Below are 25,316 nucleotides of genomic sequence, written 5' to 3'. Positions count from 1 at the left end.
GTGGGGGAGCGTGGGGGCGATCCAGGCCGCCGCCGGGCCGCTCCCAAGGCGGCCTGCGGCCCCCTCGGGGGGCAGCGAGTACACGAAGTGACGGCGCGTGGGGGCCACATTCAGCCTTTGCGGGCGGCTGAGCGGCGGATGGCTTCGTTGATTTCGGCGATCGAGCGCTCGATGGCGTCGTCGTCGAGGTCGTCGAGCTCGCTGTCGGAAGGCATGCCGGCCTGGATGGTGGAGGCGAACACGCCGTCGCTGATGCTGTCGGTGGAAACGCCGCGCTTCTGGCCCAGCTCGTCGTGGGTTTCCCATTCGAGCGCGATCAGCGTGACGTTGTCGCTGTGGCTGCCGCCGTTGCGCAGGGCCATCTCGGCCAGGTCGGGCGCCGAGTCGGACACCGGCTTGCCCGACGACAGGATGTGCACGATGACGCCGTCGTCGAGCACGCCCCAGACGCCGTCGGAGCACAGCATGATGCGGTCGCCGCGCAGCAGCGGCAGCGGCGCCGAGACGTCGAACAGCGGCGTGGTCGGCGAGCCCAGGCAGGTCAGCAGCAGGTTGCGGTTGACCGGCTCGGGGCCGGCGTTGGCGCGCGGGCGCTCGGCGTGGGAGTGGTCGCGGGTGCGGGTGAGCAGCTCGCCGTCGCGGATCACGTACAGGCGCGAGTCGCCGCAGTGGATCCAGGTGGCCGTGTTGTCCTGGATGACCGCCGCCACGACCGTGGTGCGGGGCGTGTCGAGCATGCCCTTGTTGCCGGCGTAGCGCATGATCTGCTGGTGCGCGGCCATCACCGCCGAGGTCAGGAAGGCCTTGACGTCCTTGACGACCGGCCGCGCCTCGTGCTGGTAGAGCGCCGCGATGGACTGCAGCGCCAGCTGGGCCGCCACCTCGCCTTCGGGGTGCCCGCCCATGCCGTCGGCCAGCACGAAGAGGCCCGACTCCCGCGTGTAGCAGTAGCCCATGCGGTCTTCGTTCTTGAGACGGCCGCCTTTGCGGCTGACCTGGAATACGGAGAACTTCACAGTGCCTGCCCGGCCGCCCGAAAGGCACTGAGCCCCCCCTGGGGGGGCAGCGAATACACGAAGTGATGAGCGTGGGGGGTCATGCGGGACGTGTGGTGGGTGCTGCGGCCTTGGGCAGGCCCTTCTTTTCGAAGGAGCGCATGTTGTCGATGGAAAGACGCACCTTCTCGCCGACCGTGAGCTTGGTGTAGCGGCGCTCGCCTTCGCGGCTGAGCTCTTTTTGCAGCGCGAACACCGACTGCGGGCGCGACAGCGGGTCGAGCGACATGCACCACTCGACCACCTCGATCAGGTTGTCGGAGTAGATGCCGCGCAGCCGCGAGAGCGACAGGCCGAGGCGGTCTTTCTCGATGCGCTGGGGGGCGTCGTTGGGCGGGTAGCCCTGCATGCAGGCGTAGATGCAGGCGCCGATGGCGTAGATGTCGGTCCAGGGGCCCATCGACGAGTCGCGCCGGTACATCTCGGGGGCCGCGAAGCCGGGGGTGTACATGGGGCGGATGAAGTTGCCCTCCTTGGACAGCACCTCGCGGGCGGCGCCGAAGTCGATCATCACGGCGCGGTCGTCGTCGGTGACGAAGATGTTGGCGGGCTTGATGTCCAGGTGCAGCATCTTGTGCTGGTGGACGATGCGCAGGCCGCGCAGGATCTCGTCGAAGAGCGAGCGGATGGTCGACTCGCGGAATACTTTCTGCTTCTTCAGGTCGCGCGCGGTGACGATGAAATCCTGCAGGGTGGCGCCCTCCAGGTAGTTCATGACCATGTAGACGGTCTCGTTCTCGCGGAAGAAGTTGAGCACGCTGACCACCGAGGCGTGCGAGATCTGGGCCAGCGAGCGGCCTTCCTCGAAGAAGCTCTTGAGGCCCAGGCGGTAGAGCGAGAGCTTTTCGGGCGGCACCTGGGGGGCGAGCTCGCCGGTGCCGCGGGTGGCCAGCGACGAGGGCAGGTATTCCTTGATGGCGACCTGCTGGCCGCCGGTGTCGACGGCCAGGTAGACGACGCCGAAACCGCCGGCGGAAAGCCGCCGCACGACGCGGTAGCCCCCGATCATGGTGTCGGGAAGCAGGGGCGAAGGTTTGACCTTTGACATAATCAGGGAGTTTCGCCCGAAGGCGATGGTGCAGCAAGCGAACGCCGTGCCGAGCCCTCGGTGAAAAGCAAACAAACCACAGCGAGGCGCGATGCCAGTTTACAGCATGACCGGCTATGCCAGCGGCCAGAACGGCCCCACAGGCAGCCACTCCGACGCCGAAGCACGGCCCCAGCCAGCGGGCCGGCTCGGGGTCGAGATCCGTTCGGTCAACAGCCGATTCCTCGACCTGACCTTCAAGCTCCCCGAAGAGCTGCGCCAGCACGAACCGGCGCTGCGCGAGCTGCTCACCGGGCAGTTGAAACGCGGCAAGGTCGAGCTGCGGGTGGCGATCGAGAACACCGCCACCGCCGGTGTCGCCGACCCCTCGCCCAGGCTGCTTCAGCGGCTGAACGGGGTGCAGGACACCATCAAGGCCTGGCTGCCGAGCGCGCGGGACCTGAGCGTGGCCGACGTGCTGCGGCTGGCGGCCGGGGATTCGGCGCCCCGGGGCGACTGGGGGCCGGAGCTGACCGATCTCACCGAGAAGACCGTGAAAGCCCTGATGGCCGCGCGCGAGCGCGAAGGTGCGCGGCTGGCCAAGATGCTGCTGGACCACCTGGGCCAGCTGCGCAAGCTGGCGGCCCAGGCCCTGCCGCTGGTGCCCAAGCTGGTCGAGCAGCAGCGCACCCGTTTTCTCGAACGCTGGACGGAGGCCATGGGCCTGGGCGGCGGCACCACCCCGCCCGAGGCGGCGCAAGACCGGGCGCTGTCGGAAGCCACGGCCTTCGCGATCCGCATCGACGTCGCCGAGGAGCTGACCCGGCTCGACTCGCACCTGGACGAGATCGAGCGGCTGGTGAAGAAGGGCGGCGAGATCGGCAAGCGGCTCGATTTCCTCATCCAGGAGCTGCACCGGGAGGCCAACACCCTGGGTTCGAAGTCGGCCACGCTGGAGCTGACGCGGATCGGGGTGGACATGAAGGTGCTGGTGGAGCAGATGCGGGAGCAGGTGCAGAACATCGAGTGAGGGTTTCAGCCGGCCGAGAGAGGGTGCTCGGCCCGGGAGACGGTCAGAGCTCGTCGTACTTCTCGCGGCTGCCGCGCGCGCGGTCGACCGGATACTTCACGGCGTTGACCTGAAGTTTGGCCTGCGCCGCCGCGATCGGATCGATGCCCAGCGCGCTGCCGAGCTGGATCAGGTACAGCAGGACGTCGGCCACCTCGGCGCCGACGGCGTCTCGTTTCTCGGGCGTCAGCGCCCTGCTCTCCGAATCGGTCAGCCACTGGAAATGCTCGAGCAGTTCGCCCGCCTCGACGACCAGTGCCGATGCCAGGTTCTTCGGGGAATGAAACTGCTGCCAGTTGCGCTCCTTGGCGAACTGGTCGAGTTGGTTCGCGAGTTCGCGGAGTGAGTCGGTCATGGCGAGGGGTCGAAAACGATCATGCGGACGGCCAACAAGGCTAGCATCGAAATGAGGCGACGATGCGCCGAACCCCTGTCACAACACCAGGACCTGAAACGTCTGAGGTGCACATGACCGACCCCACCGCCACCTTCAACCGCCTCCGCCCGCGCCTGCAGGGCATCGCCTACCGCATGCTCGGCTCGGTGGCCGAGGCCGAGGACGTGGTGCAGGACGCCTGGCTGCGCTGGCATGAAGCCGAGCAGGCCGGCATCGACAACGCCGAGGCCTGGCTGGTGACCATCACCACGCGGATCTCGATCGACCGGCTGCGCGCCGCCAAGGTGCAGCGCGAGCACTACGTCGGCTACTGGCTGCCCGAGCCGGTGCTGACCGATGRGCCCTCGACGCCCGAGCAGACCAAGGAGCTGTCGGACGATGTCTCGGTGGCCTTCCTGTTCATGCTCGAACGCCTCGCGCCCGAGGCGCGCGCCGCCTTCCTGCTGCGCGAGGTGTTCGACGCCGACTACGACGAAGTGGCCAAGGCCATCGGCAAGAGCGAGGCGGCCTGCCGCCAGATCGTGCACCGCGCCAAGACGCAGCTGCGCGAGGAGCGGCCGCGCTTCGCGGTCTCGCGCGACACGCACCACCAGCTGATGCGCGGCTTCGCCGAAGCGCTGTCGCGCGGCGACTTCGCGGCCATGAACGGCATGCTGGCCGAGAACGCCGAGCTGATCGGCGACGGCGGCGGCATCGTGCCGAGCTTCGGCAAGCCGCTGCTGGGCGGCCAGCGCATCGCGCAGCTCTTCTATGCCACCCACCTTCGCTTCGGCAGCGGCGTGCGCGTCGAGCTCGCGATGGTCAACGGCGAATGGGCGCTGCTGCGCTTCATCGACGGGGTGCTCGAATCCGCCCAGTCGTACGAGACCGACGGCGAGCACATCACGCGCATCCACGTGCAGCGCAATCCCGAGAAGCTGGCGCGGCTGGCGGCGGCTTTCCGGGGCCATTGAGGCGGGGTCTGTCACAAACCGGCGCGCTGGCGCGTCTTGTGGGCATGGACGAAAAAAAGACGCCCATGCAGCGAGATTTCGCAAGCGGATGCCTCAGCCGTTCTGAGGCTCTCAAGGAAGTGACCATGACCCAACGCATCAACCCCATGCAGCAATCGCCCGCTCTGTACAAGAAATTCGTCGAGTTCAGCATGCTGCAGAAAGACAGCGCGATCGAGCAGAAGATCCAGGACCTGGTGCACATCCGCGCCTCGCAGATCAACGGCTGCGGCTTCTGCCTCGACATGCACGTGAAGGAAGCCAGGCTGCACGGCGAGCGCGAGCTGCGCATCCACCATCTGCCGATCTGGCGCGAATCGAGCCTGTTCGACCCGCGCGAGCGCGCCGCGCTGGCCTGGACCGAGATCCTGACCCGGCTGCCCGAACACGGCGTGCCCGACGAGGTCTACGAGCGCGTGCGCACCCAGCTGTCGGAAAAGGAACTGTCGGACCTGAGCTTCGTCGTGATGACGATCAATGCCTGGAATCGCCTCAGCATCGGCTTCAGGAGTGTGCCGGGCTCGGCCGACAAGGCCTACGGCCTCGACAAGGCAGGACTGGAGTGAACACCATGAAGATCGTCGTCATCGGCGGCTCCGGCCTGATCGGGAGCAAGCTCGTCGCCAACCTGCGCCAGCGCGGCCATGAGGTGCTCGCGGCCTCGCCGGCCTCGGGCGTCAACACCATCACGGGCGAGGGCCTGGCCGAAGCGCTGGCGGGCGCGCAGGTGGTGGTCGACGTCGCGAACTCGCCGTCGTTCGAGGACAAGGCTGTGCTGGAATTCTTCGAGACCGCGGGCCGCAACCTGCTGGCCGCGGAAGCCGCGGCAGGCGTCAAGCACCACGTCGCGCTGTCGGTGGTCGGCACCGACCTGCTGGCCGAGAGCGGCTACTTCCGCGGCAAGATCGCGCAGGAGAAGCTGATCCGCGCCGGCGGGGTCCCCTACACGATTGTCCAGTCGACGCAGTTCTTCGAGTTCCTCGGCGGTATCGCGCACTCGGGCACCGACGGCGAGACCGTGAAGCTCTCGCCGGCCTTCGTGCAGCCGATCAGCTCCGACGACGTGGCGGCGGCGATGGCCGACTACACGCTGGGCGCGCCGGTCAATGGCGTGGTCGAGATCGCCGGGCCGGAACGGGTGCGCTTGTCCGAGCTGGTGCAGCGCTACCTGGCCGCGACGCAGGACCCGCGCAAGGTCGTGGCCGATCCGCAGGCGCGCTACTTCGGCGCCTTGCTGGAAGACAGCACGCTGGTGCCGAGCGGCAAGAGCCCGTGGCTGGGGTCGGTGGGGTTCGAGGACTGGTTCCGCAAGTCCGCGGCCTCGAAGTAGCCGCTCACGCGCTGCGCAGGCCCAGTCCCCCGACCCGTTCCACCCGCTTGCGCACCGCGCCCTGCATCACCTCCGGTGCCGCCACCAGCGTGAACCAGTGCCGGGCCCGCGTGATGCCGGTGTAGACCAGCTCGCGCGTCAGCACCGGGCTGGCCCGTTCGGGCAGCAGCAGCGCGGCATGCGCGAACTCGGAGCCCTGCGACTTGTGGACCGTCATCGCGAACACGGTCTCGACCGCGCGCAGCCGGCTCGGCAGCACCCAGCGGATGCCGTCCTGGCCGTCGCCGGCGGCAAAGGCCACGCGCAAAGTCCAGCGCGGGCGCTGCTCGCCGGGCACCGAGGTCGGCATCGCCAGCGTGACGCCGACGTCGCCGTTCATCAGGCCCAGGCCGTAGTCGTTGCGGGTGACCAGCACCGGACGGCCCGGGTACCAGCCGCCATGCTCGGCCTCCAGCAGGCCCTCGGCGCGCAGCAGGCCGGCGATGCGCTGGTTCAGTCCCTCGACGCCCTGCGGGCCGCTGCGCAAGGCGCATAACAGCTGGAACCGGCCATAGGCCGCGAGCACCTTGCGCGCCCAGGCGTCGAAGTCGGCCTGCGCGGCATCGATGCCCGGCTTGCCTTCGCGCATCTGCGCCAGGTAGTGGCGGTAGCCGGCCGGCGGCGGCACGGCCTTCCCGCCATCGAGGCGCCCCTGTCCCTGGCCCGCGAAGCCCTCGGGGGCGCCGTCGACCACCAGTCGGCGCAGCGCCGCGTCGTCGAGGCTGCGCTGCTGCGACAGGTCCGCATAGCCGCGCTCGAACACGCGCCGCGCCGCGCCGGCGTCGCCCGCATTGACCGCCTCGGCCAGCTTGCCGATGCCGCTCGCGGCACTGAAGCGATGGCTGATGCGCAGCTTGACCACCGCCTGGTCGAGCGCGCTGCCGGCTGCATCGCACAGCTCGGGCTCGAGCAGTTCGCCGGTGACGGCCTGCAGCCATGTGTCGGTGTCGACGCTGTAGTGGCCCGCATCGGCGCGCCGGCAGAGGTCGCCCAGCACCGCGCCGGCCTCGACCGAGGCGAGCTGGTCCTTGTCGCCGAGCAGGATCAACGGCGCATGCGGCGGCAGCGCCGCGAAGACGGCGGCCATCATCTCGAGGTCGAGCATCGAGGCTTCGTCGATCACCAGCAGGTCGAGCGCCAGCGGATTGCGAGCGTCGTGGCGGAAATGGCGGGTGTCGGGGCGGCTGCCGAGCAGCCGGTGCACCGTCGTGACCTCGGTCGGGATGGCCGCGCGCACCGCCGCCGGATCGGCCAGCCCGTCGAGCGGCAGCCGCTCGACCGCGCCGGCGATCGATTCGTTGAGCCGCGCCGCCGCCTTGCCGGTGGGCGCGGCCAGCCGGATGCGCAGGCGGCGGCCCTCCCCGCCGGCCAGCGCCAGGTGCTGCAGTACCGCCAGCAAGCGCACCACGGTGGTCGTCTTGCCGGTGCCCGGGCCGCCGGTGACGATGCCGAAGCCCTGCCGCGCCGCGAGCGCGCAAGCGATCTTCTGCCAGTCGACGGCGGCGCCGTCGCGGTGCGGGAACAGCACGTCGAGCGCCGCGGCCAGGGTGGCCCGGGCCTCGGGCGCGGCCACCGCGGTGGGCGTCGCGACCCGCTCGGCGATGGCCGCGCGCACCGATTGCTCGTACTGCCAGTAGCGGCGCAGATACAGGCGATGGCCGATGCGCACCAGCGGCGTCGCGCCGGCGCCGCCGCCGACCAGCGCGGGATGCGTCAATGCCTTGGTCCAGCGCGCCAGCGTCACGCCGGCCAGCAAGGTCGAAGGCGCGGTGATCGGCGCGGCGTCCTCGGCCGCCCGCCCAGCGCCTTCGGGCGGCATCGACAAGGCCAGGCCCGCATCGGCCAGCGCGGCCTGCAGGTCCAGGCAGGCATGGCCGCGGCCGAGCTGGTGGCTGACGAGCGCGGCAGCGAGGATCAGCAGCGGATCGGCATCGGGCGCCTTCTGCGCCAGGAAGGCCGCGAAGCTGCGGTCGAGCGCGCGCAACCAGCCTTCGGCGACCCAGCGATCGAGGTCGGCGAGCAGGGGCGCATGGCGCGCGGGCAGCGGGCCGAGGAAGACGCCGGCGGACACGGACGAGGCCTTCATGCCGACAACTCCGTCGCGGGGATCGCCGCACCGCCGAACAGGGCGTCGAGCGCATCGATCAGCACTTTCGGCGGCCGCTCGCAGTGCAGCCCCTGGCCCGGCGCCGCATGGCCGCGCAGGAAGAGATAGACCGCGCCGCCGACATGGCGCTCGTAGTCGTAGTCGGGCAGCCGCGCGCGCAGCAGCCGGTGCAGCGCGAAGACGTAGAGCACGTACTGCAGCTCGTAGCGGTGCTGCAGCACGGCGTCGCGCAGCGCGGCGGGCGTGTAGTCGGCATCGCGCGGGCCCAGCCAGTTGGACTTGTAGTCGGCCACGAAGTAGCGGCCGTGGTGCTCGAACACGAGGTCGATGTAGCCCTTGAGCATGCCGTTGAGCTGCTGCGGCAGCAGGGCGGCGCGCGGCGCGGCGCCGAGCGTGTGGCGGCAGACCAGCGCGTCGAGCGCGCGCAGGTCGACCTGCCGCACGCCGAACCAGAACTCCATCTCGATCTGCACCCGGCCCAGCGACGCCGGGGCCACGGCGCCGGCATCGGGGCCCAGCGCGGCGAGGTCCAGCGGCGCGGCCAGCCAGCCCAGCAGCCATTGGCGCAGCGGCTCGGTCCAGGCGCTCCAGCCGCTGAGGTTGCAGCGCCGGGCGATCAGGTCGGCCAGGTCGGCCTGCGCCGCCGCGTCGGACCGCACGCGCCCGAAGCCCTGGCGGCCCACCCATTCGAGCAGGCTGTGCAGGAAGCTGCCCGGGCCGGCGCCGCGAGGGAAGTCGTGCAGGCCGCCGGTGCTGGGCGCGTTGATCTCGTCTTCCGGCGCGGCGGCATCGGAGCGGCTGTCGGCGTAGATGTCCTCGGCGGCACTGGTCGGCGTCGGCGGCAGGGCCAGCCGCGTCGCGGGCTCGCCGAGCGCCAGCGCGGCTTCGTCGTCGAGCGTGTCGGCGGCCCGGCTCAGCGCCGAATAGCTGGCGATCCACCAGCGCTCGCGCGGGCCCTGGGGCAGCGCGGGCTCGGGCGCGAGCTGCGGGGCGGCAGCGACCGGGCGGTAGCGTTCGTCGCCCGCTGCGGGTGCGGCTTCGACCGCGATCGCCGGAGAAGTCTTTGCCAGTTCGAGCAATGCGTCGGTAAGAGCGGAAGACGGCAGCGACGCGCCGCCGCCCAGCAGGTAGCCGAGCGCGCTGCGCTCCACGCCGGCCAGCGGCGCGACGCCGATCCAGGTCGCATGGCGGGCACGCGTGAGCGCCACGTAGAGCTTGCGCAGGTCTTCGCCGAGGCGCTCGCGGTCGACGCGTTCCAGCGCATCGGCATCGGCCTGCAGCGCGACCACGCGTCGCCCCTGGTCGTCGTGCCACTTGAGCGGCAGGTCGTCGGCCTTGGCGGCGCGGAAGGCGGTGGCGAAGGGCAGGAAGACCAGCGGGTACTCGAGCCCCTTGGACTTGTGCACGGTGACGACCTTGACCAGGTCGGCATCGCTTTCGAGACGCAGCTTGCGCGCCTCGTTCTCGCTCGCGCTGTCTTCGCGCTGCTCGGCCAGCCAGCGGATCAGCGCGTGCTCGCCGTCGAGCTGCGCGCTGGCCTGCTGCAGCAGTTCGGCCAGGTGCAGCAGGTCGGTCAGCGTGCGTTCGTCCCCCGCGGCCAGCAGGCGCTGCGGCACGCCGAAGTCGTTCAGCAGGTGGCGCAGCATCGGCAGCACGCCCTGGCGCCGCCAGGTCTGCTGGTAGCGGCGGAACTGCAGCACCCGCGCTTCCCACTGCAGCTCGTCGTGGTTGAGGCGGTCGAGTTCGGTCCAGCTCAACGCCAGCGCGGCGCTGCCCAGCGCGGCGCGCAGCGGCCGGTCGTCGTCGGGCTCGGCGCAGGCGGCCAGCCAGCGCTGCAGCTCGGCCGCCACCGGGCTCTCGAAGACCGAATCCTTGTCCGACAGATAGACGCTGCGCACGCCGCGCTGGGCCAGCGCCTGGCGCACCGCGCCGGCCTCGCGGCCGCTGTTGACCAGCACCGCGATGTCGCCGGGCTGCACAGGGCGCAGCGCCTCGCCTTGTTTCGCGAAGCCGGTGCGGCCAGCCAGTCCATCGGCGAGCAGCCGCACGATCTCGGTGGCGCAGGCGGCGGCCAGCAGGCGCTGGGCCTCGCCGTTGCCGGGCGGCGGGTCGGCGTCGAGCGTCCAGCAGGTGAGCGCGGATGCTTCCTCGCCGGCGACAACCCAGCGCTCGCTGCGGCCCCGGGCCTGCACCGCGAGGAACGGCAGCGGGTTCTCGCCGCGCGCGCGGAACAGGAAGGCGCCCTGCCCTTCCTCGCGCTCCTCGGCCTGCCGGAAGACGCGGTTGACCGCCTCGACCATCGCGGGGGTCGAGCGGAAGTTGGTGCCGAGCGTGGCGTGGCGCCCGCCGGTGTCGCGCCGGGCCGCCAGGTAGGTGTGGATGTCGGCGCCGCGGAAGGCGTAGATCGCCTGCTTGGGGTCGCCGATCAGCACCACGGCGCTGTCCTGCGCGTTGGCGGCGATGCCGTAGACGGCGTCGAAGATGCGGTACTGCAGCGGATCGGTGTCCTGGAACTCGTCGATCAGCGCCACCGGGAACTGGCGCCGGATCAGGGCCGCGAGGCGCTCGCCGTTGGGGCCCTGCAGCGCGGCGTCGAGCCGGGTCAGCAGTTCGTCGAAACCCATCTGGGCGCGGCGCGCCTGCTCGCTGGCGAAGCGCTCGGCGGTCCAGCGGGCCGCGTGGCGCAGCAGGTCCTGGCGGCCGTCGGGCAGGGTCCTCACGGCGTCCTGCAGGCCGGCCAGTGCATGCAGCGCCGGATGGCGCAGCAATGCGGTGTCGCCACTCCAGCCGTCACTCAATCCGCTCGGCGTGAGCCGGTCCCAGGCGGTCTTGGTCAGCGCGGGCAGAAGCGCATCGCCCTCGGCCCAGTCGCGCAGCTTCTGCATCCACTCCTTGCGCTTCGGCAGCTTGCACTGCTTGGCCGCGGCGGCGGCCTCGAGGCCCGCCAGCAGCTCGGCGGCCCAGCCTTCGTCGCCGGCCCACGGTGCCTTGAGGACGGACAGCTCGCGCCCGGTGCGCTCGCGCGCGCGCTGCAGCGCCGCGGCAGGCGGCAGGCCTTCGCCCAGCACCTCGCTCAGGCCGACCAGCTTCTCGACCGCCTTCAGCAAGGCATCGGGCGTGGCCCACCAGCCGTGCACCTGCTTCGCATCGGCCGGCGCCAGCGGCGTGAAGAAGCTGCGCCAGTAGTCGCGCACGACCTCGGCCTGCAGCTCGCGCTGATCGGTCTCCAGCGTCTGCGTGAACAGGCTGCCGCTGTCGAAGGCATGCTCGCGCAGCATGCGGTTGCACCAGCCGTGGATGGTGGACACCGCGGCCTCGTCCATCCACTCGGCCGCGAGCCGCAGGGTGCGGGCGCAGGCCAGCCATTGCGTGGGCGGATAGTCGGCGCGCAGGTCGTGCAGCAGGTCCTCGCCCGGCGCCTTCGGCTGCACCGCCGCGGGATCCGCCAGGAAGGCCTCGGCCGCTTCGGCCAGCCGGGCCCGGATGCGGTCGCGCAGTTCCTTGGTGGCGGCATCGGTGAAGGTGACGACCAGGATCTCGGGCGGCGCCAGCGGCCGCGTGAAGGCGGCCGCGCCGCCGTGCCCCAGCACCAGCCGCAAATACAGCGCGGCGATCGTGAAGGTCTTGCCGGTGCCGGCGCTGGCCTCGATCAGCCGGCTGCCGCGCAACGGGAAGCTCAACGGCTCCAGCAGGGAGGGCAAGGTCATGCGGCCTCCCTGGCCGGCGCCCGGCCGACCGCATCGCTCATCGGCTTCAGCAGCGCCAGGGCCCAGCGGGCGAACTCGCCATCGGCCCACAACGCCTCGAAATCGGGATAGGCGCGGGCCAGGTAGGCATTGCCGTCGCGTTCGCCGAACTTGCCGTACTGCGGGTCGCTGTYCTCGTAGCTGGCGCGTGCGGCTTCGCGCGCTGCGCCGGCCGCCGGATCGGCCGCGGAACCGCCCTTGCCCAGCCACGCCAGGGCGCTGCGCAGCGCCATCGGCAGCGGCCGGGCAAGGCCCTGCTGCCAGGCGTCCAGCAGCACCGACCAACTGGCACGCGCCTGCGCCACGTCGAGCGCATGCAGGGTCACGCTGCCGGCCTTGCTGACGATGCGGCTGGTGAGCGCACCGCCCTCCAGGTGCGCAGCCACGTGCGCGATCCAGAAGGGCACCAGCTTGTCGAGGCGGTATCGGCCCTCCTTGACCAGGCTGCCGCTGTCGAGCAGCAGGCGGCAGCGCTCGCCGCCGGCATTCGCGCGCAGGCCGCCGAGCCAGTCGGACAGGCGCAGCGGCTCTGCGAGGCCCTCGGGCAGGTAATCCAGCGCCGCATCGGGCAGCGCCTCGGGCCATTCGGCCAGCGCCTTCGTGTACTCGGCGAACATCTTCTCCATCGGCTCGGCCAGGCGCTCCTGGGCGAGGTCGGCGAAGTGGCCGGCCGGCAGTTCGCCGCGCCGCGCCATGCGTGCAAGCTGCGCGACCATCGCCTCTTCGCGCGAACCGCCGGCCTCCAGCGCCGCGCGCTGCGCCTGGATCAGTTCGTTCTGCAATTGCCAGTTCTCCAGTGCATCGATGGCGAAGGGCTCCTCGTCCTCGCCGACCGGATCGTCGACCTCGAAGTGGATGCCCAGGCGCTGCCGGAAGAAGCTCTTCACCGGGTCCTTGAGAAAATCGGCCAGCAGGCGCAGCGTGAGCGGGCCGTCGAAGGCCCAGGGCGCCAGCGCCGGTGCTCCGGCATCCGCTTCGATCGACGGTGGTGCCTGCAGGCCGGACCGCCATTCGCGCGCATGGCTGAACAGCCGCGCATCGCCGCCAAGCGTGAAGTAGGCCGGGTGAAAGGGCTGGAGCCGGTGCTCGACAGTCAACGCATGCAACAGCCGCTTGGCGGCTTCCTGCTGCGTCAGGTGCTCGTCGCCCGCCAATCGCCAGCCGGCCGCGAGGTGGTCGCGCAGCTGGGCCACCAGCACCGAGGGCGGGCGCTCCGAATGGTCGAGGATGCTGCGGCCGACCCAGCTGATGTGCAGACGCTCGCGCGCCGACAGCAGCGCCTCGAGGAACAGGTAGCGGTCGTCCTCGCGCCGCGAGCGATCGCCGGGCCGGTAGTCGTGGCCCATCAGGTCGAAGTCCATCGGCACGCGGCTGCGCGGATAGTCGCCGTCGTTCATGCCCAGCAGCGCCACCACGCGGAACGGAATCGCGCGCATCGGCATCAAGGTCGCGAAGGTCACGGCGCCGGCGAAGAAGGGCTGGTTGAGGCTGGCCTGGTCGATCTGCGCCAGCCAGTGTTCGCGCACCACCGACAGCGGGATCTCCTCGGCCATCGCGGCATTGGCGCAGGCGTCGAGCCACTGCTGCAGCGACATCTCGAGCCGCTTCAGCGTGAAGCCGTCGCTTTCCTCGTCGGCGGCGAAGAAGTCGGCCAGCAGCGCACGCAGCCGTTCGCCCCAGGCCGCGGGCGTTGCCGGCGTGGCCAGCGTGCGCCAGTGGGCCTCGAGGGTGGCCAGCAGCTGCACCAGCGGTCCGAGCAGCGCGGCGTCGAGGCCGCCCACTTCGTCGAGCGGCTCGACCTCTTCCCAGGCCTCGCCGCTGCCCACGGCATAGCCCAGCAGCATGCGCTGCAGCCCGAAGTCCCAGCTGTTCTGCGCCAGCGCCTCGGGCAGGTCGAGCCCGCGGCGCTGCTCGGCATGCAGGCCCCAGCGGATGTTGGCGGCCGAGATCCAGCGGTGCAGCAGCGGCAGCTGGTTCTCGTCGATGCCGAAGCGCGCACGCAGCGCCGGCACCTCGAGCCAGTCGAGCAGGTCGCTGACCGCGATGCGCGACTGCGGCAGGGCCAGCAGCTTCTCGAGCGCGCCCAGCAGCGGGTCGTGGTGACGCTGGCCCTGGTCGGCCAAGGTGTAGGGCAGGTGGCGCGGATCGTCGGCGGCCAGCAGGCCGAACACGGCCTGGATGTGCGGCGCGTAGGCGGCGACGTCGGGCACCATCACGATCACGTCGCGCGGACGCAGCGTGGCATCGGCCGCGAAGGCCGACAGCAGCTGGTCGTGCAGCACTTCGACCTCGCGCTGCGGGCCGTGCGTGACGTGGAAGCGGATCGAGCGATCTGCCCGCGCGTCGAGCGCCGGCCATTTGTCGCGGGTCTCGGCCAGCGGGCGCAGGTCGCGGATGTCGTCCTGCAGCTGGCGCAGCAGCGTGTCCTGCGGGTTGGCATCGAAGCAGTCGATGCGCTGGCCGATGGCATCGAAGTGCTGCGCGTAGGCCTCCTGCGCATCGTGGGCGTCGAGCAGGCGGATGAAGTCGCGGCCCTGCTTGCCCCAGGCGGCCAGCAGCGGCTGCGCGTGCAGGTGCAGGCTCTCCTCGGCGATGACACCTTCGCCGCCCGGGCGCCGGCGCTGCCGCAGCCGCTCGGCGCGCAGCAGGTCCTTGTCGGCCACGATGTGCGACCAGTCGTGCTCGCAGGGGTTGTGCACGCACATCAGCACCTGCATCCAGCGCGCCAGCGCACCGAGCACCTCGAGCGACTGCTGCGGCAGCGAGGAGATGCCGAACACCACCAGCCGCCGCGGCAGTCCGGCCGGCCGCTCGCCCTGCCAGCCAGTCGCCGCGGCCATGAAGCGCTGGTGCACGGCGGCACGGCTGTGGGTGGCGCCGGCCGGGCCGACGTCGCCCTGCAGCGCGCGCCACAGGCGCGGCTGCCAGCGCAGCGCGTCGGGCACCGGCTGGGCACCGGTGCGGCTGGCGACGATCCGGTCGTGGCCTTCGGCCCAGCCGGCCAGCCAGTCGGCCCGGTAGACCTGGTACTGGTCGAACAGGTCGGCCAGGCGCTCGGCCAGCTGGTGGCGCTTGCGCAGGTCGGCGTCGTCGGCCAGGAAGCGGCGCAGCGGCGCGAACACCGCCTCGTCGAGCAGCGCGGGCAGCAGGCGCATCAGCCGCCATACCAGCAAGGGCTTGTCGAAGGGCGAGGCCGCGGGCACGGCCTGGACGCCCAGCACCGCGCGGTAGGCCTGCCAGATGAAGGCGGCCGGCAGCTCGGTCTGCAATGCGGCGGCGATGCCGATGCCGCCCTGCCCGGCATCGCGCGCCAGCGACAGCTTGAGCCACTGCGCCACGCCGTTGCTCTGCACCAGCACCCATTCGTCCTCCAGTGGCGCCAGCGGATGGCGCGCCATCCAGGCCAGCATCAGGTCGCGCAGCGCTTCCGGATGGTTGCTGTGCACGGCCATGAAGCCGGGGAAGAGGACGGGGTCGGTCATTGCTTGGGGGATGGGGGATCGTGTCAGGCCAGCGGCCGCACGGCCACGCCCATGTCCTGCCAATTCTGCGGGTGGCAGGTGAACAGCAGCACCTGGTGGCGCTGCGCGGCATCGAAGAGCACGCGCTTCATCCGGGCCAGGCGCGGCGCATCGCTGTGCACCAGCGCATCGTCGAGGATCAGCAGCGTCGGTCGGCCGGCCTGCTGCAGCAGGTCGGCGTAGGCGAAGCGGCTGATCAGGCCGAGCTGCTCGCGGGCGCCGAAGCTCAGGTCCTGCACCTGGCCCGATTCGATCGCGCCGCCGTCCTGCGTGCGGATCAGCGTGCCAGGCGCGAGGCCGGCGTCGATCTGCACCGTGGCGCCGGGCAGCAGCAGCGGCAGGTAGTGCTGCAGCCGCTCCTGCAGCGGCGCCTGCAGGCGGGCCAGCGTGGCCTGGCGCTTGGCGTCGAGCATGCTGCACAGCAGGTCGAGCGCCTCGGCGCGGCGCTGCAGTTCGGCATGGCGGCGGCGGGCCTGGGCAAGGCGGCCGGCCAGCGCGTCGCGCTGCTCCTCCAGCCCCTGCGCGCCGGCCTGCTGCAGCGTGTTCTCGAGCAGCAGGACGTCCTCGCGGCGCTGCTGGTGGCTGCGCGTCATCTGCTCGACGCTGCGCTGAAGGCGGTCGATGTCCTGGGCCACGATGTCGGGCCGGGCCTCGCGAACCTGGGCGCCGGCCTCCTCGATCCGCGCCGCCAGCGCAGCATGCTCGGCACCGGTGGCCAGCAGCTGCTGCTGCGCCTCGGCCTGGCGCCGGGTGCGCGCCGGATCGGCCAGCGCGGCCTGGGCCGCGCGCTGCTCGTGCCGGGCCGTGTCGTGCAGGCTCTGCGCCGCGGCCTGGCGGCGCTGCGCCTGGACCAGCGCGGCGGCGGTGCGCTCCTCGGTGGCCGCGGCGGCGTCCTGTTCGGCCTCGGCCTGGTCCTGCGGCAGCACGGCCTCGGCCGGGGCCGCCGGCAGGCGGGCCAGGGCTTCCTGCGCCGTGCGGATGCGCGACTGCGCCTCGGCCTGGGCGCTGCGCAGAGGCTCCAGCCCCTTCGGCGCGACGATCGCGAAAGCCTGCTCGGCCAGCCGCATCTGCGCTTCGCGATCGGCGACCGCGCTGAGCCGCGCCTGCGCTTCGGCAAGGTCGGCCACGCCCAGCGCCAGCAGCCCGGCCTGCAGCCCCTGCTTCGCCTCCGTATGGCTGCGGGCCAGCTGCGCCAGGTCATCGCCGCCCGGCGTGATGACCAGCTCGCCGCCGCCGGGCAGCTGGAGCGTGGTCGGCGCATCGAGCAGCCGCTCGCCGCGGGCTTGCAGGTCGAGGCTCTGGCCCTGGGTGCGCAGGCCGAGCCTCTGGCCCTCGGGCAGGTTGAACTGCAGCCGCGTGGCCACCGCCTGGCGCCGCAGCGCGGCATCGCGTTCGGCGCGGTCGAGTTCGAGCAGCCGCTGCACCTGGGCCTTGCCGATGGTGGGCGCCGCGGCGGCACCGGCGCGCAGCGCGGCCAGGCGCTGCTGGGCTTCTTCGGCGCGCTGCAGCGCTTCCGCGCTGCGAACGCGCTCGGTCTCGGCCTGCCGCACCTGCTGCCGCAGGCTGTCGCGCTGGCCTTCCTGCCGGGCGATGCGCCAGGCCTCGCGGGCTGCGTGGGCACGCGCGCGGGCCGCTTCGGCATGTTGGCGCGCCGTGGCCACAGCCGCATCGGCAGCCTGCAATTGCTCGGCGGCCTGGGCCTGGGCCTGCCCGCGGGCGGCGGCGTCGGACTGCTGCCGCACCAGAGCTTCGAGTTCCTTGGCGAGCAGGCCGCGGGTGCCTTCGAGTTGAAGCAGGCGGGCCCGGTCGCCCTGCAGCTGCGCCTGGCTCGCCTGCAGCGCCTGCTGGTGCTGGCGGGCGGCGGCCAGTTCCTGGCGCAGCGCCTCCCAGGGCTGGGCCACCTCGTCGGTCCGATGCTGCTGGCGCAGCGCGGCCAGCTGGTCGACCTGCTGGCGGTAGCTGGYGATCTGGGTGTCGAGCGCATCGGCCTGCGATTGCAGGGTGGCGATCGCCTCGGCCGCCTCGAGGTAGGCGGCGCGCGGCTTGCCGGTGCCGGTCAGCAGTTCATTGCGCTGAGCCCGGAACTGCTCCAGCAGCTCATCGCCGCCGGTGGCCGCCAGCGCGCCCGCAGCGGCGCCGACCTGCCCCTGCAGTGCATCGTGCAGATGGTCGCGCGCCGGGTCCACGTCCAGCTCCTGGCCGGTGCCCTGCTCGACCCACAGCAGGCCCGGAATGCCCCAGTGCTCGGGCTTGCTGGCCCCCTTGCTGGCGAAGGCGAAGCCGAGGCTCTGGGCCAGGTGGTCTTCGGCCTCGGTGCCGTCCATCGTGCGCACGCCGATGCGCAAGGTGCAGCGCTTCTTGCCGAGGAAGCTCTTGACCAGCTGGTGCGGCTGGCCGTCGAGCACGAAGTCGAGCTCGACTTGCGGCGCCGCGCTGCTGCCCTCGCCCCAGGGCCGCAGGTCGTCGACCACGGTGGAGCGGTGGCGCTCGAAGAAGGCGGCGCGGATGGCGCGCACCAGCGTGCTCTTGCCGGCCTCGTTGGGGGCCGCGAGGATGTTGAGCCCGGGTTCGAAGCCGCGCAGCTCCAGCGGCTGGCGGAAACGACGCAGCTGCTCGACGCGCAGTCGGGTGATCTGAAGGCTCATGCCGCCGCTGCCTCCAGCGGGACGATGGCCGCCGCCGGCGCGCGCTGCACCAGCGCGGTGGCCAGCAGGGCGAGCGCGTCCTGCGCGACCTGCGCCTGCGGGTCGGTGCCGCCCTGGGCTTCGCGCAGCTCGGCGATCACCTCGCCCAGGTAGCCGTCGGCCTGCAGGCCGGCGATGTCCTCGTCGGTCGGCACCAGCTGCAGCGCCGACAGGTCGGCCTGCAGGTGGCGCGCCCGCGCCTCGGCGCTGCCGACCGCGGCCTGCAGCCGCTGCCGCCCTGCCAGGTCGATGCGGCCCTGCACGCGCAGGTCGACCACCTCCTGGGCGCCGAGCTCCGCGAGTTGCGCCAGCAAGGCATCGAGATCGCTCGCGACATGCAAACGGGCGCCCAGCAGGTGCCAGCGGAACTGGCCGACGGCCAGCGGCGTCACCCGCGGCTCGGCGCCCGGCGCCGTGATCTCCACCAGCAGCGCCTGGCCGGCGTCGTTCGCCTTGAAGCGGTCGGGCTCGGGCGTGCCGGCGTACCAGGTGCGGGCGTCGATGCGCTTGCAGCCGTGCCAGTCGCCCAGGGCCAAGTAGTCGAGCCGCGCGCTGGCGGCGCGATCGGGCGCCAGCGGGTTCGCCGAATCGATGCCTTCGGCCAGGATGCCCTGCACGCTGCCGTGCCCGAGGCCGATGCGCAGCAGGCCGGCCGGCGTCTCGGCGCCGTCGAACCAGGCCGTCAGGTCGTTGTAGGTGTGGCGCTGCGTCAGCGGGGCCGGCAGCACCGCGAAGCCCTGCGCCTCGAAAAGCCGGAGCTCGGGCGCCAGCAACAGATGGGCGTTGGGCGGCACGGCGCCCAGGCGCTGGGCGCGGGTCCAGACGCTTTCGGCCAGGGCGGCGTCATGGTTGCCGGGAATCATCAGCCAGGGGCCGGCGTAGCCCGCCAGCGCATTGAACAGGCGGCGCACGGTGCGCTCCGACACCGTCTGGGCGTCGAACACGTCGCCGGCGACCAGCACCGCGTCGACCCGGTGCTCGGCCGCCAGCGCGGCCAGGCGTTCGACCGCGGCAATGCGCGCCTCCGCGAGGATCGGCGCATGTTCGGGGTCGAAAGAAGCGAACTGGCGCCCGATCTGCCAATCTGCGGTGTGAATGAAGCGGGGCATGGATCTCCAGAAAACCGGGGACGAGGTGGTGGGCGGGTCGAGTGTTGCATTTTCTGCGGTCGACCCCGGGGCCGGCGGGCACTGGAGCCCGGCTGATAAAATGCCGAGGATCGCACCGCCGCTGGTTCGCTCGCCTGCCTTGATCGCATGCCGTCGCCCGACAGCGCAGCCAACCGTAATCGAACACAGAACACCAGCGAATGGACTACCCCGRCAACATCTTCGTGGTCGCTGCACCCAGCGGCGCCGGCAAATCGAGCCTGGTCAAGGCCCTGATGGAGCTCGACTCGGCCGTGCAGCCCTCGGTCTCGCACACCACACGCCCGCCCCGCGGCCAGGAAAAGCACGGCCGCGAGTACTTTTTCGCCTCGCACCCCGAGTTCGACGCCATGGTCGAGGCCGAAGCCTTCGTCGAATGGGCCCACGTGCACGGCCAGCGCTACGGCACCTCCAAGAAGGCGATCGAGGAGCGCATCGCCCAGGGCGCCGACGTGATCCTCGAGATCGACTTCCAGGGCGCGCTGCAGATCCGCAAGACCTTCTCGAACGCGGTCATGATCTTCATCCTGCCGCCGAGCTGGGAAGAACTGCGCTCGCGGCTCGAGCGGCGCGGCGAGGACAGCGCCTCGATCATCGAACTGCGCCTCCAGAACGCCGCCGAAGAGATGGCGCGCGCAGGGGAATTCGACTTCGTTATAATCAACGAGGTATTTGAGCGCGCACTTTTCGACCTGAAGGCGATCGTCCACGCTCAGCGGCTACGCTATTCCGCACAGCGCCGCGCACGCGCCGACACCTTCGCCGCGCTGAACATTCCCTGAAACGACCCCTCGTCCGCCCACCGAAAGATCCTCATGGCCCGCATCACCGTCGAAGATTGCCTCGTTCACATCCCGAATCGCTTCCAGCTCGTGCTGGCCGCCACCTACCGCGCGCGCATGCTGAGCCAGGGCCACGCCCCGAAGATCGAAAGCAAGAACAAGCCGGCCGTGACCGCGCTGCGCGAAATCGCCGAAGGCAAGATCGGCCTCGAGATGCTCAAGAAGGTCCCCGGCTGAGAAGTTGATGCTCACATGCAACAAGGAAGCACCGTACGCGGTGCTTTTTTTGTGCCCGAATGCGACGATTCGGCGGCCAAGCTAAAGTGGTACCCATGAGCGCGGTCGTCAAGCCCCAGACCGGGGCACCCCCTGCCCTGCGGCCGAGTCCCGCAGCGCTGAACGCGGYCGCCGCCAGTTTCGCGGCCCTGACCGACCGGCTCGACTACCTGGGCCCCGAAGACATCGAGCAGATTCGTCGCGCCTACCGTTTCGCCGACGAGGCCCACCTGGGACAGTTGCGCAACAGCGGCGAGCCCTACATCACCCACCCGATCGCGGTGGCGGCGCAGTGCGCCGAATGGAAGCTCGACGCCCAGGCGCTGATGGCGGCCCTGCTGCACGACGCGATCGAGGACTGCGGCGTCACCAAGTCCGAGCTGATCGAGCGCTTCGGCGCCCCGGTGGCCGAACTGGTCGACGGCCTCACCAAGCTGGACAAGCTGCGCTTCAACACCCGCGAGGAGAACCAGGCCGAGTCCTTCCGCAAGATGCTGCTGGCGATGGCGCGTGATGTCCGGGTGATCCTGGTCAAGCTGGCCGACCGCACCCACAACATGCGCACGCTGGACGACGCGCCGCGCGAGAAATGGGCCCGCATCTCCAGCGAGACGCTCGACATCTACGCCCCGATCGCGCACCGGCTGGGCCTCAACCAGACCTACCGCGAGCTGCAGGACCTGTCGTTCCGGCACCTGCGGCCCTGGCGCTATTCGGTGCTGTCGAAAGCGGTCGCCAAGGCGCGCGGCCGGCGCCGCGACCTGATCCAGAAGGTGCAGCAGGAAGTCGAGACTTCCTTCGCCGCCGCCGGCATGAACGTGCGCATCGCCGGCCGCGAGAAGACCCTCTATTCCATCTACCGCAAGATGGACGAGAAGCACCTGAGCTTCGCCCAGGTGACCGACATCTACGGCTTCCGGCTGATCGTTCCGACCGTGATCTCCTGCTACACCGGGCTCGGCATCCTGCACCAGATGTACAAGCCGCTGCCGGGCAAGTTCAAGGACCACATCGCGATCGCCAAGCTCAACGGCTACCAGTCGCTGCACACCACGCTGGTGGGCCCTTCGGGCGTCAACGTCGAGTTCCAGCTGCGAACGGAGGCCATGCACGTGGTGGCCGAGTCGGGCGTCGCGGCCCACTGGCTCTACAAGGCGGCCGAGCCCACGGCGGCGACCAGCGAGCGGCTGGGCGCCAAGTGGCTGCAGTCGCTGCTCGACATCCAGGACGAGACCCGCGACGCCGCCGAGTTCTGGGACCACGTCAAGGTCGACCTGTTCCCCGACGCGGTCTACGTCTTCACGCCCAAGAGCCAGATCATGGCGCTGCCGCGCGGCGCGACCGTGGTCGACTTCGCCTACGCGATCCACAGCAACATCGGCGACCACACCTCGGCGGCGCGCATCAACGGCGACCAGGTGCCGCTGCGCACCGAGCTCAAGAACGGCGACGTGGTCGAGATCATCACGGCGCCGGTGTCGACGCCCAACCCGGCCTGGCTCGGCTTCGTGCGCACCGGCCGCGCCCGCTCCAAGATCCGCCACTACCTGAAGACCCTGGCGCATGCCGAATCCGAAGGCCTGGGCGAGAAATTGCTGGCGCAGGCGCTGCGCGCCGAAGGCCTGGGCAAGCTGCCCGAGGACGACGCCGAGCACCAGCCGCTATGGGAAAAGCTGCTGCGCTTCACCGGCAACCGGACCCGCTCCGAGCTGCTGACCGACATCGGCCTGGGCAAGCGTATCGCCAGCATCGTGGCCAAGCGGCTGATGGCGCTCCTGGCCGAGCGCGGCGAGAAGCCCGACGCGCTGATGCTGAGCCGCGAGCGCTTCACCGCGCACGAGGCCGTGTCGCAGGGCGCGGTCACGCTGGACGGCAGCGAGAACTCGTCGGTGCGCTTTGCGCTCTGCTGCCGGCCGATTCCGGGCGACGGCATCGTCGGCTACCTCGGCCACGGCGAGGGGCTGGTGGTCCACACCGAGGAATGCGGCGTCGGCCAGCGGTTGCGCTACAAGGACAGCGAGCGTTTCTTCGCGGTCGAATGGGCCGACGAACCGGTGCGCACCTTCGAGACCGGCGTGGTCATCACGGTGCGCAACGACAAGGGCGTGCTGGCGCGCGTAGCTGCGACGCTCGCCGATGCCGAAGCCGACATCACGCACGTCGAGATGGCCGACGAGACGCCGCAGGATTCGACCGACCTGCGCTTCGTGATCGCAGTGCGCGACCGCACGCACCTCGATGCGGTGCTGCGGGCGGTGCGGCGGACGTCTTCGGTGCTGGCCGCGGCGCGGACGGTTCCGGCGCCCTGAATATTCAAGTCGGCGCCGGGTAGCTGACCGACAGCACCTCGATCTCGTGCACGCCACCGGGCGTCGCGAGCCTGACCACATCGCCTTCCCTGGCCTTCAGCAGCGCCCGCGCGATCGGCGAGATCCAGCTGACCTGCGCCTGGGCGCTGTTCGCCTCGTCGATGCCGAGGATGGTGACTTCGCGCTCCTCGCCTTCCTCGTCGGCGTAGCGCACGGTGGCGCCGAAGAACACCTGGTCGCGGCCGTGGTGCACCGTCGGGTCGGTCAGCTCCGCCACCTCGAGCCGCTTGGTCAGGAAGCGGATCCGGCGGTCGATCTCGCGCAGCCGCTTCTTGCCGTAGAGGTAGTCGCCGTTCTCGGAGCGGTCGCCGTTCTTGGCCGCCCAATGCACCGCCTCGACCACCTTCGGCCGCTCGTTGTCCATCAGGTCGAGCAGTTCGGCGCGCAGCCGCGCATAGCCGGCCGGCGTCATGTAGTTCTTGCCGCCAGCGGGCAGCGGCGGCAGGGCGGCGCCTTCGCCGTCATCGTCGCCGCTGTCGCTTTCCTTCGTGAATGCCTTGCTCATGCTCCGAAGCTTGTATCACAGCCAAAAGCTAGTCGGTGGTGCTCAGCACCTCGCCGAAGACCTGCCATTGCGAGCCCGTGAAGCGCGCCAGCTGGCCCTGCTTGACCAGGAAGAAATCGGTCGGCGTGGTGTTCAGCGACATGCCCGTCAAGAGCAGCGGCAGCCTCAGGTTCTTGATGTTGGCGGCCTGCTTCATCACGTTCTCGCGCGTGAGATCGTTGCCGCACTGCTTGAGGATCTGCACCATGGTCTGCGCCGCCAGGTAGGCGTAGAGGTTGGCGGCGTCCTTCGGGTCGCCCTCCTTGTAGTAGCGGCCCATGAAGGCGCGCCACTCGAGCATCGCCGGGTCGTCCTTCCACTGCGGGTCGTTCGGGTCCTTGTAGTACAGCAGCGTGAGCAGTCCGGTCGACTTGTCGAGCCCGGCCGGTGCCAGCACCGAGCCCACCGAGGCGGCGACGTTGTTGACGATGTGCAGCGGCTTCCAGCCCGAATCGAAGGCCTTGCGGATCGCCTGGGCCGCGAACTTCGGCGTCGTGATGTCGATGAAGGTGTCGGCGCCGGAGTTCTGCAAGGTGAGGATCTGCGAGTCGACCGTCGGGTCGGTCACTTCGTAGCTGGCTTCGGAGACGACCATCCTGGCGCCCTTCGCGCCCAGGCCGTCCTTCACGCCCTTGAGCAGGTCCTTGCCGTAGTCGTCGTTCTGATAAAGGATCGCGATCTTCGCGTTGGGCTTCTCCTTCATCAAGTACTTGGCGTAGATCAGGCCTTCGGCCTGGTAGCTCAGGTTGAAGCCGAGCGTCCACGGAAAGTTCTGGGGGTCGGCCCACTTGGTCGCGCCGGTGGCCAGCAGCAGGTGCGGCACCTTCTTCGCGTTCACGTACTTGTGGATCGCCGAGTTGCTCGGCGTGCCCAGCGTCTGGAACAGCGCCAGCACCTCGTCCTGCTCGACCAGCCGGCGCACCTGCTCCACCGCTTTCGGCGGACTGTAGCCGTCGTCGAGGCTGATCAGGTTGATCTTCCGGCCGTTGATGCCGCCGTTGTCGTTGATCATCTTGAAATAGGCCTGCTCGAGCTTGCCGATGGTGCCGTAGGCCGAAGCCGGTCCGCTGTAGGGCATGGTCTGGCCGAGCTTGATCTCGGTGTCGGTGACGCCGGGGCCGTATTTCTTCTGCGCCAGCGCCGGTGCCGCGATGACGGCCAGGGCCGCGGCGAGCAAGGTGGCGCGACGGTAGGGACTGAATTTCATGATGTCTCCTTCTGTGTCAACGATGAACTCTCTTGTCGCTCGCGCCGCTGCCGGAAGCGGCCGGCGAGGATGCGAACCAGCCCGGCCACGCCGGTGGGCATCACGTACATGAAGACGATCAGGAAGATGCCGTAGATCGCCCACGGTGCGGCCTTGGAGATCTGGTCGGCGACGTTCGGTATGAACTGGATGAACAGCGCCCCGTAGATCGCGCCCTGGATCGATGCCAGGCCGCCGATCACCACGCCCACCACCAGCGTGATCGACAGGAAGATGGTGAACGAGTCCGGCGCGACGAACTGGACCACGATCGCCCCCAGTGCCCCCGCAACGCCGGTGTACATCGCCGAGACGCCGAAAGTCAACGACTTCACCATCGCGGTGTCGACCCCCATCGCCTGGGCCGCGATCGGCTGGTCGCGGATCGCCACCATCGCGCGTCCGATGCGCCCGCGCAGCAGGTTCCAGGCGAGGACGAACATCACGACCAGCACCCCCAGCACCACGAAGTAGAGCCACTGGTCCTGCGAGAGGCCGGTCCATTCGGGCGCCTCGGGCTTGACGATCACGATGCCCTGCGCGCCGCCGGTCCAGTGCTCGAAGTGCTTGTACTTGAGGATCTGCGGCATCGCCACGCCGAGCGCGAAGGTGGCCAGCGCGAGGTAGAGCCCTTCGAGGCGCAGCGCCGGCAGGCCGAACAGGAAACCGGCCAGCAGGCAGACCGCGCCGGCGGCCGGCACCGTGAGCCAGTAGGGCACGCCGAACTGGTCCATGAGGATCGCCGCCACATAGGCGCCGATGGCGTAGAAGGCGCCGTGGCCGAGCGAGATCTGGCCGTTGTAGCCGGTCAGCATGTTGAGCCCGAGCAGGGCGATGGCGTAGACCAGCGCCAGCGTGAACTGGAACACCCGGTAGTTGCTGACCACGAAGGGCAGCGCGCAGGCCAGCACGACCAGCAGCAGCAGGCCTGCCAGTTGGGCCCTGCTCGGCGCTGTGCGGGTCGGGGTGGGTGGCTGCTTCATG

At 70.5% G+C, this 25,316-nt stretch carries 18 protein-coding genes; 7 read left to right on the top strand and 11 right to left on the bottom strand.

What is annotated here, in order from left to right; all coding sequences use genetic code 11:
* Window positions 1–110 precede the first annotated feature (110 nt).
* Complete coding sequence (locus AC1D2E_RS06665; protein ID WP_478196662.1) at window positions 111–1,016, bottom strand: PP2C family protein-serine/threonine phosphatase; 906 nt, start codon at window positions 1,014–1,016, stop codon at window positions 111–113.
* Window positions 1,017–1,095: 79 nt separating this feature from the next.
* Window positions 1,096–2,103, bottom strand: a complete 1,008-nt coding sequence (locus AC1D2E_RS06660) for a serine/threonine protein kinase (protein WP_478174706.1) — start codon at window positions 2,101–2,103, stop codon at window positions 1,096–1,098.
* A gap of 91 nt (window positions 2,104–2,194) precedes the next feature.
* Between AC1D2E_RS06660 and AC1D2E_RS06655 the strand changes: the two genes are divergently transcribed.
* Window positions 2,195–3,112: a YicC/YloC family endoribonuclease gene (locus AC1D2E_RS06655; protein WP_478196661.1), complete on the top strand. Its 918-nt coding sequence runs from the start codon at window positions 2,195–2,197 to the stop codon at window positions 3,110–3,112.
* Window positions 3,113–3,155: 43 nt separating this feature from the next.
* Here AC1D2E_RS06655 and AC1D2E_RS06650 read toward each other — a convergent pair whose 3' ends face one another.
* Window positions 3,156–3,506, bottom strand: a complete 351-nt coding sequence (locus AC1D2E_RS06650; RefSeq protein ID WP_478196660.1) for a nucleotide pyrophosphohydrolase — start codon at window positions 3,504–3,506, stop codon at window positions 3,156–3,158.
* 113 nt (window positions 3,507–3,619) lie between these two features.
* On the opposite strand from AC1D2E_RS06650, the gene AC1D2E_RS06645 reads away from it, so the two are divergent.
* The 3 genes from AC1D2E_RS06645 (at window position 3,620) to AC1D2E_RS06635 (ending at window position 5,870) form a co-directional block, all read left to right on the top strand.
* Window positions 3,620–4,501 (top strand): RNA polymerase sigma-70 factor, encoded by an 882-nt coding sequence (locus tag AC1D2E_RS06645; RefSeq protein WP_478196659.1) that lies wholly within the window; start codon window positions 3,620–3,622, stop codon window positions 4,499–4,501.
* Window positions 4,502–4,626: 125 nt separating this feature from the next.
* Window positions 4,627–5,106, top strand: coding sequence for a carboxymuconolactone decarboxylase family protein (locus tag AC1D2E_RS06640; RefSeq protein ID WP_478196658.1), 480 nt, complete (start codon window positions 4,627–4,629; stop codon window positions 5,104–5,106).
* 5 nt (window positions 5,107–5,111) lie between these two features.
* Window positions 5,112–5,870, top strand: a complete 759-nt coding sequence (locus tag AC1D2E_RS06635; RefSeq protein ID WP_478196657.1) for an SDR family oxidoreductase — start codon at window positions 5,112–5,114, stop codon at window positions 5,868–5,870.
* 4 nt (window positions 5,871–5,874) lie between these two features.
* On the opposite strand, the gene recD is transcribed toward AC1D2E_RS06635, so the two are convergent.
* The 5 genes from recD to AC1D2E_RS06610 are packed head-to-tail and all read right to left on the bottom strand — an operon-like array spanning window position 5,875 to window position 19,076.
* Complete coding sequence (recD, locus tag AC1D2E_RS06630) at window positions 5,875–7,995, bottom strand: exodeoxyribonuclease V subunit alpha (RefSeq protein ID WP_478196656.1); 2,121 nt, start codon at window positions 7,993–7,995, stop codon at window positions 5,875–5,877.
* The gene (gene recB, locus AC1D2E_RS06625; protein WP_478196655.1) at window positions 7,992–11,723 is read right to left on the bottom strand and encodes an exodeoxyribonuclease V subunit beta; all 3,732 of its coding nucleotides are present in this window, start codon (window positions 11,721–11,723) and stop codon (window positions 7,992–7,994) included. The genes recD and recB overlap by 4 nt, the downstream gene beginning before the upstream one ends.
* Complete coding sequence (recC, locus tag AC1D2E_RS06620; RefSeq protein ID WP_478196654.1) at window positions 11,720–15,244, bottom strand: exodeoxyribonuclease V subunit gamma; 3,525 nt, start codon at window positions 15,242–15,244, stop codon at window positions 11,720–11,722. Before recC ends, recB begins: the two co-directional genes overlap by 4 nt.
* Before the next feature lie 23 nt (window positions 15,245–15,267).
* Entirely contained in the window at window positions 15,268–17,928 is a 2,661-nt protein-coding gene (locus AC1D2E_RS06615; RefSeq protein ID WP_478196653.1) for an AAA family ATPase, read from the bottom strand.
* Entirely contained in the window at window positions 17,925–19,076 is a 1,152-nt protein-coding gene (locus AC1D2E_RS06610; RefSeq protein WP_478196652.1) for a metallophosphoesterase family protein, read from the bottom strand. Before AC1D2E_RS06610 ends, AC1D2E_RS06615 begins: the two co-directional genes overlap by 4 nt.
* A gap of 200 nt (window positions 19,077–19,276) precedes the next feature.
* Here AC1D2E_RS06610 and gmk point away from each other — a divergent pair, with 200 nt between their 5' ends.
* From gmk to AC1D2E_RS06595, 3 genes are all read left to right on the top strand, one after another.
* Entirely contained in the window at window positions 19,277–19,897 is a 621-nt protein-coding gene (gmk, locus tag AC1D2E_RS06605) for a guanylate kinase (protein WP_478196651.1), read from the top strand.
* 33 nt (window positions 19,898–19,930) lie between these two features.
* Window positions 19,931–20,134: a DNA-directed RNA polymerase subunit omega gene (gene rpoZ, locus AC1D2E_RS06600; RefSeq protein ID WP_019656435.1), complete on the top strand. Its 204-nt coding sequence runs from the start codon at window positions 19,931–19,933 to the stop codon at window positions 20,132–20,134.
* 95 nt (window positions 20,135–20,229) lie between these two features.
* On the top strand, window positions 20,230–22,482 hold the full coding sequence (locus tag AC1D2E_RS06595; protein WP_478196650.1) for a RelA/SpoT family protein: 2,253 nt from the start codon (window positions 20,230–20,232) through the stop codon (window positions 22,480–22,482).
* A 4-nt stretch (window positions 22,483–22,486) separates the two neighbouring features.
* On the opposite strand, the gene greB is transcribed toward AC1D2E_RS06595, so the two are convergent.
* The 3 genes from greB to AC1D2E_RS06580 are packed head-to-tail and all read right to left on the bottom strand — an operon-like array spanning window position 22,487 to window position 25,315.
* Window positions 22,487–23,047, bottom strand: coding sequence for a transcription elongation factor GreB (gene greB / locus AC1D2E_RS06590; RefSeq protein WP_478196649.1), 561 nt, complete (start codon window positions 23,045–23,047; stop codon window positions 22,487–22,489).
* A 28-nt stretch (window positions 23,048–23,075) separates the two neighbouring features.
* A complete protein-coding gene (locus AC1D2E_RS06585) occupies window positions 23,076–24,293 on the bottom strand; it encodes an ABC transporter substrate-binding protein (RefSeq protein ID WP_478174719.1) in 1,218 nt (405 codons plus the stop codon).
* Window positions 24,290–25,315, bottom strand: a complete 1,026-nt coding sequence (locus AC1D2E_RS06580; RefSeq protein WP_478196648.1) for a branched-chain amino acid ABC transporter permease — start codon at window positions 25,313–25,315, stop codon at window positions 24,290–24,292. Before AC1D2E_RS06580 ends, AC1D2E_RS06585 begins: the two co-directional genes overlap by 4 nt.
* Window position 25,316: the final 1 nt, after the last annotated feature.

It is taken from the genome of Variovorax sp. P1_H2 (assembly GCF_056405295.1).
The sequence above is the reverse complement of the archived record's forward strand: the minus strand, read 5'-3'. Positions and strand labels throughout refer to the sequence as shown.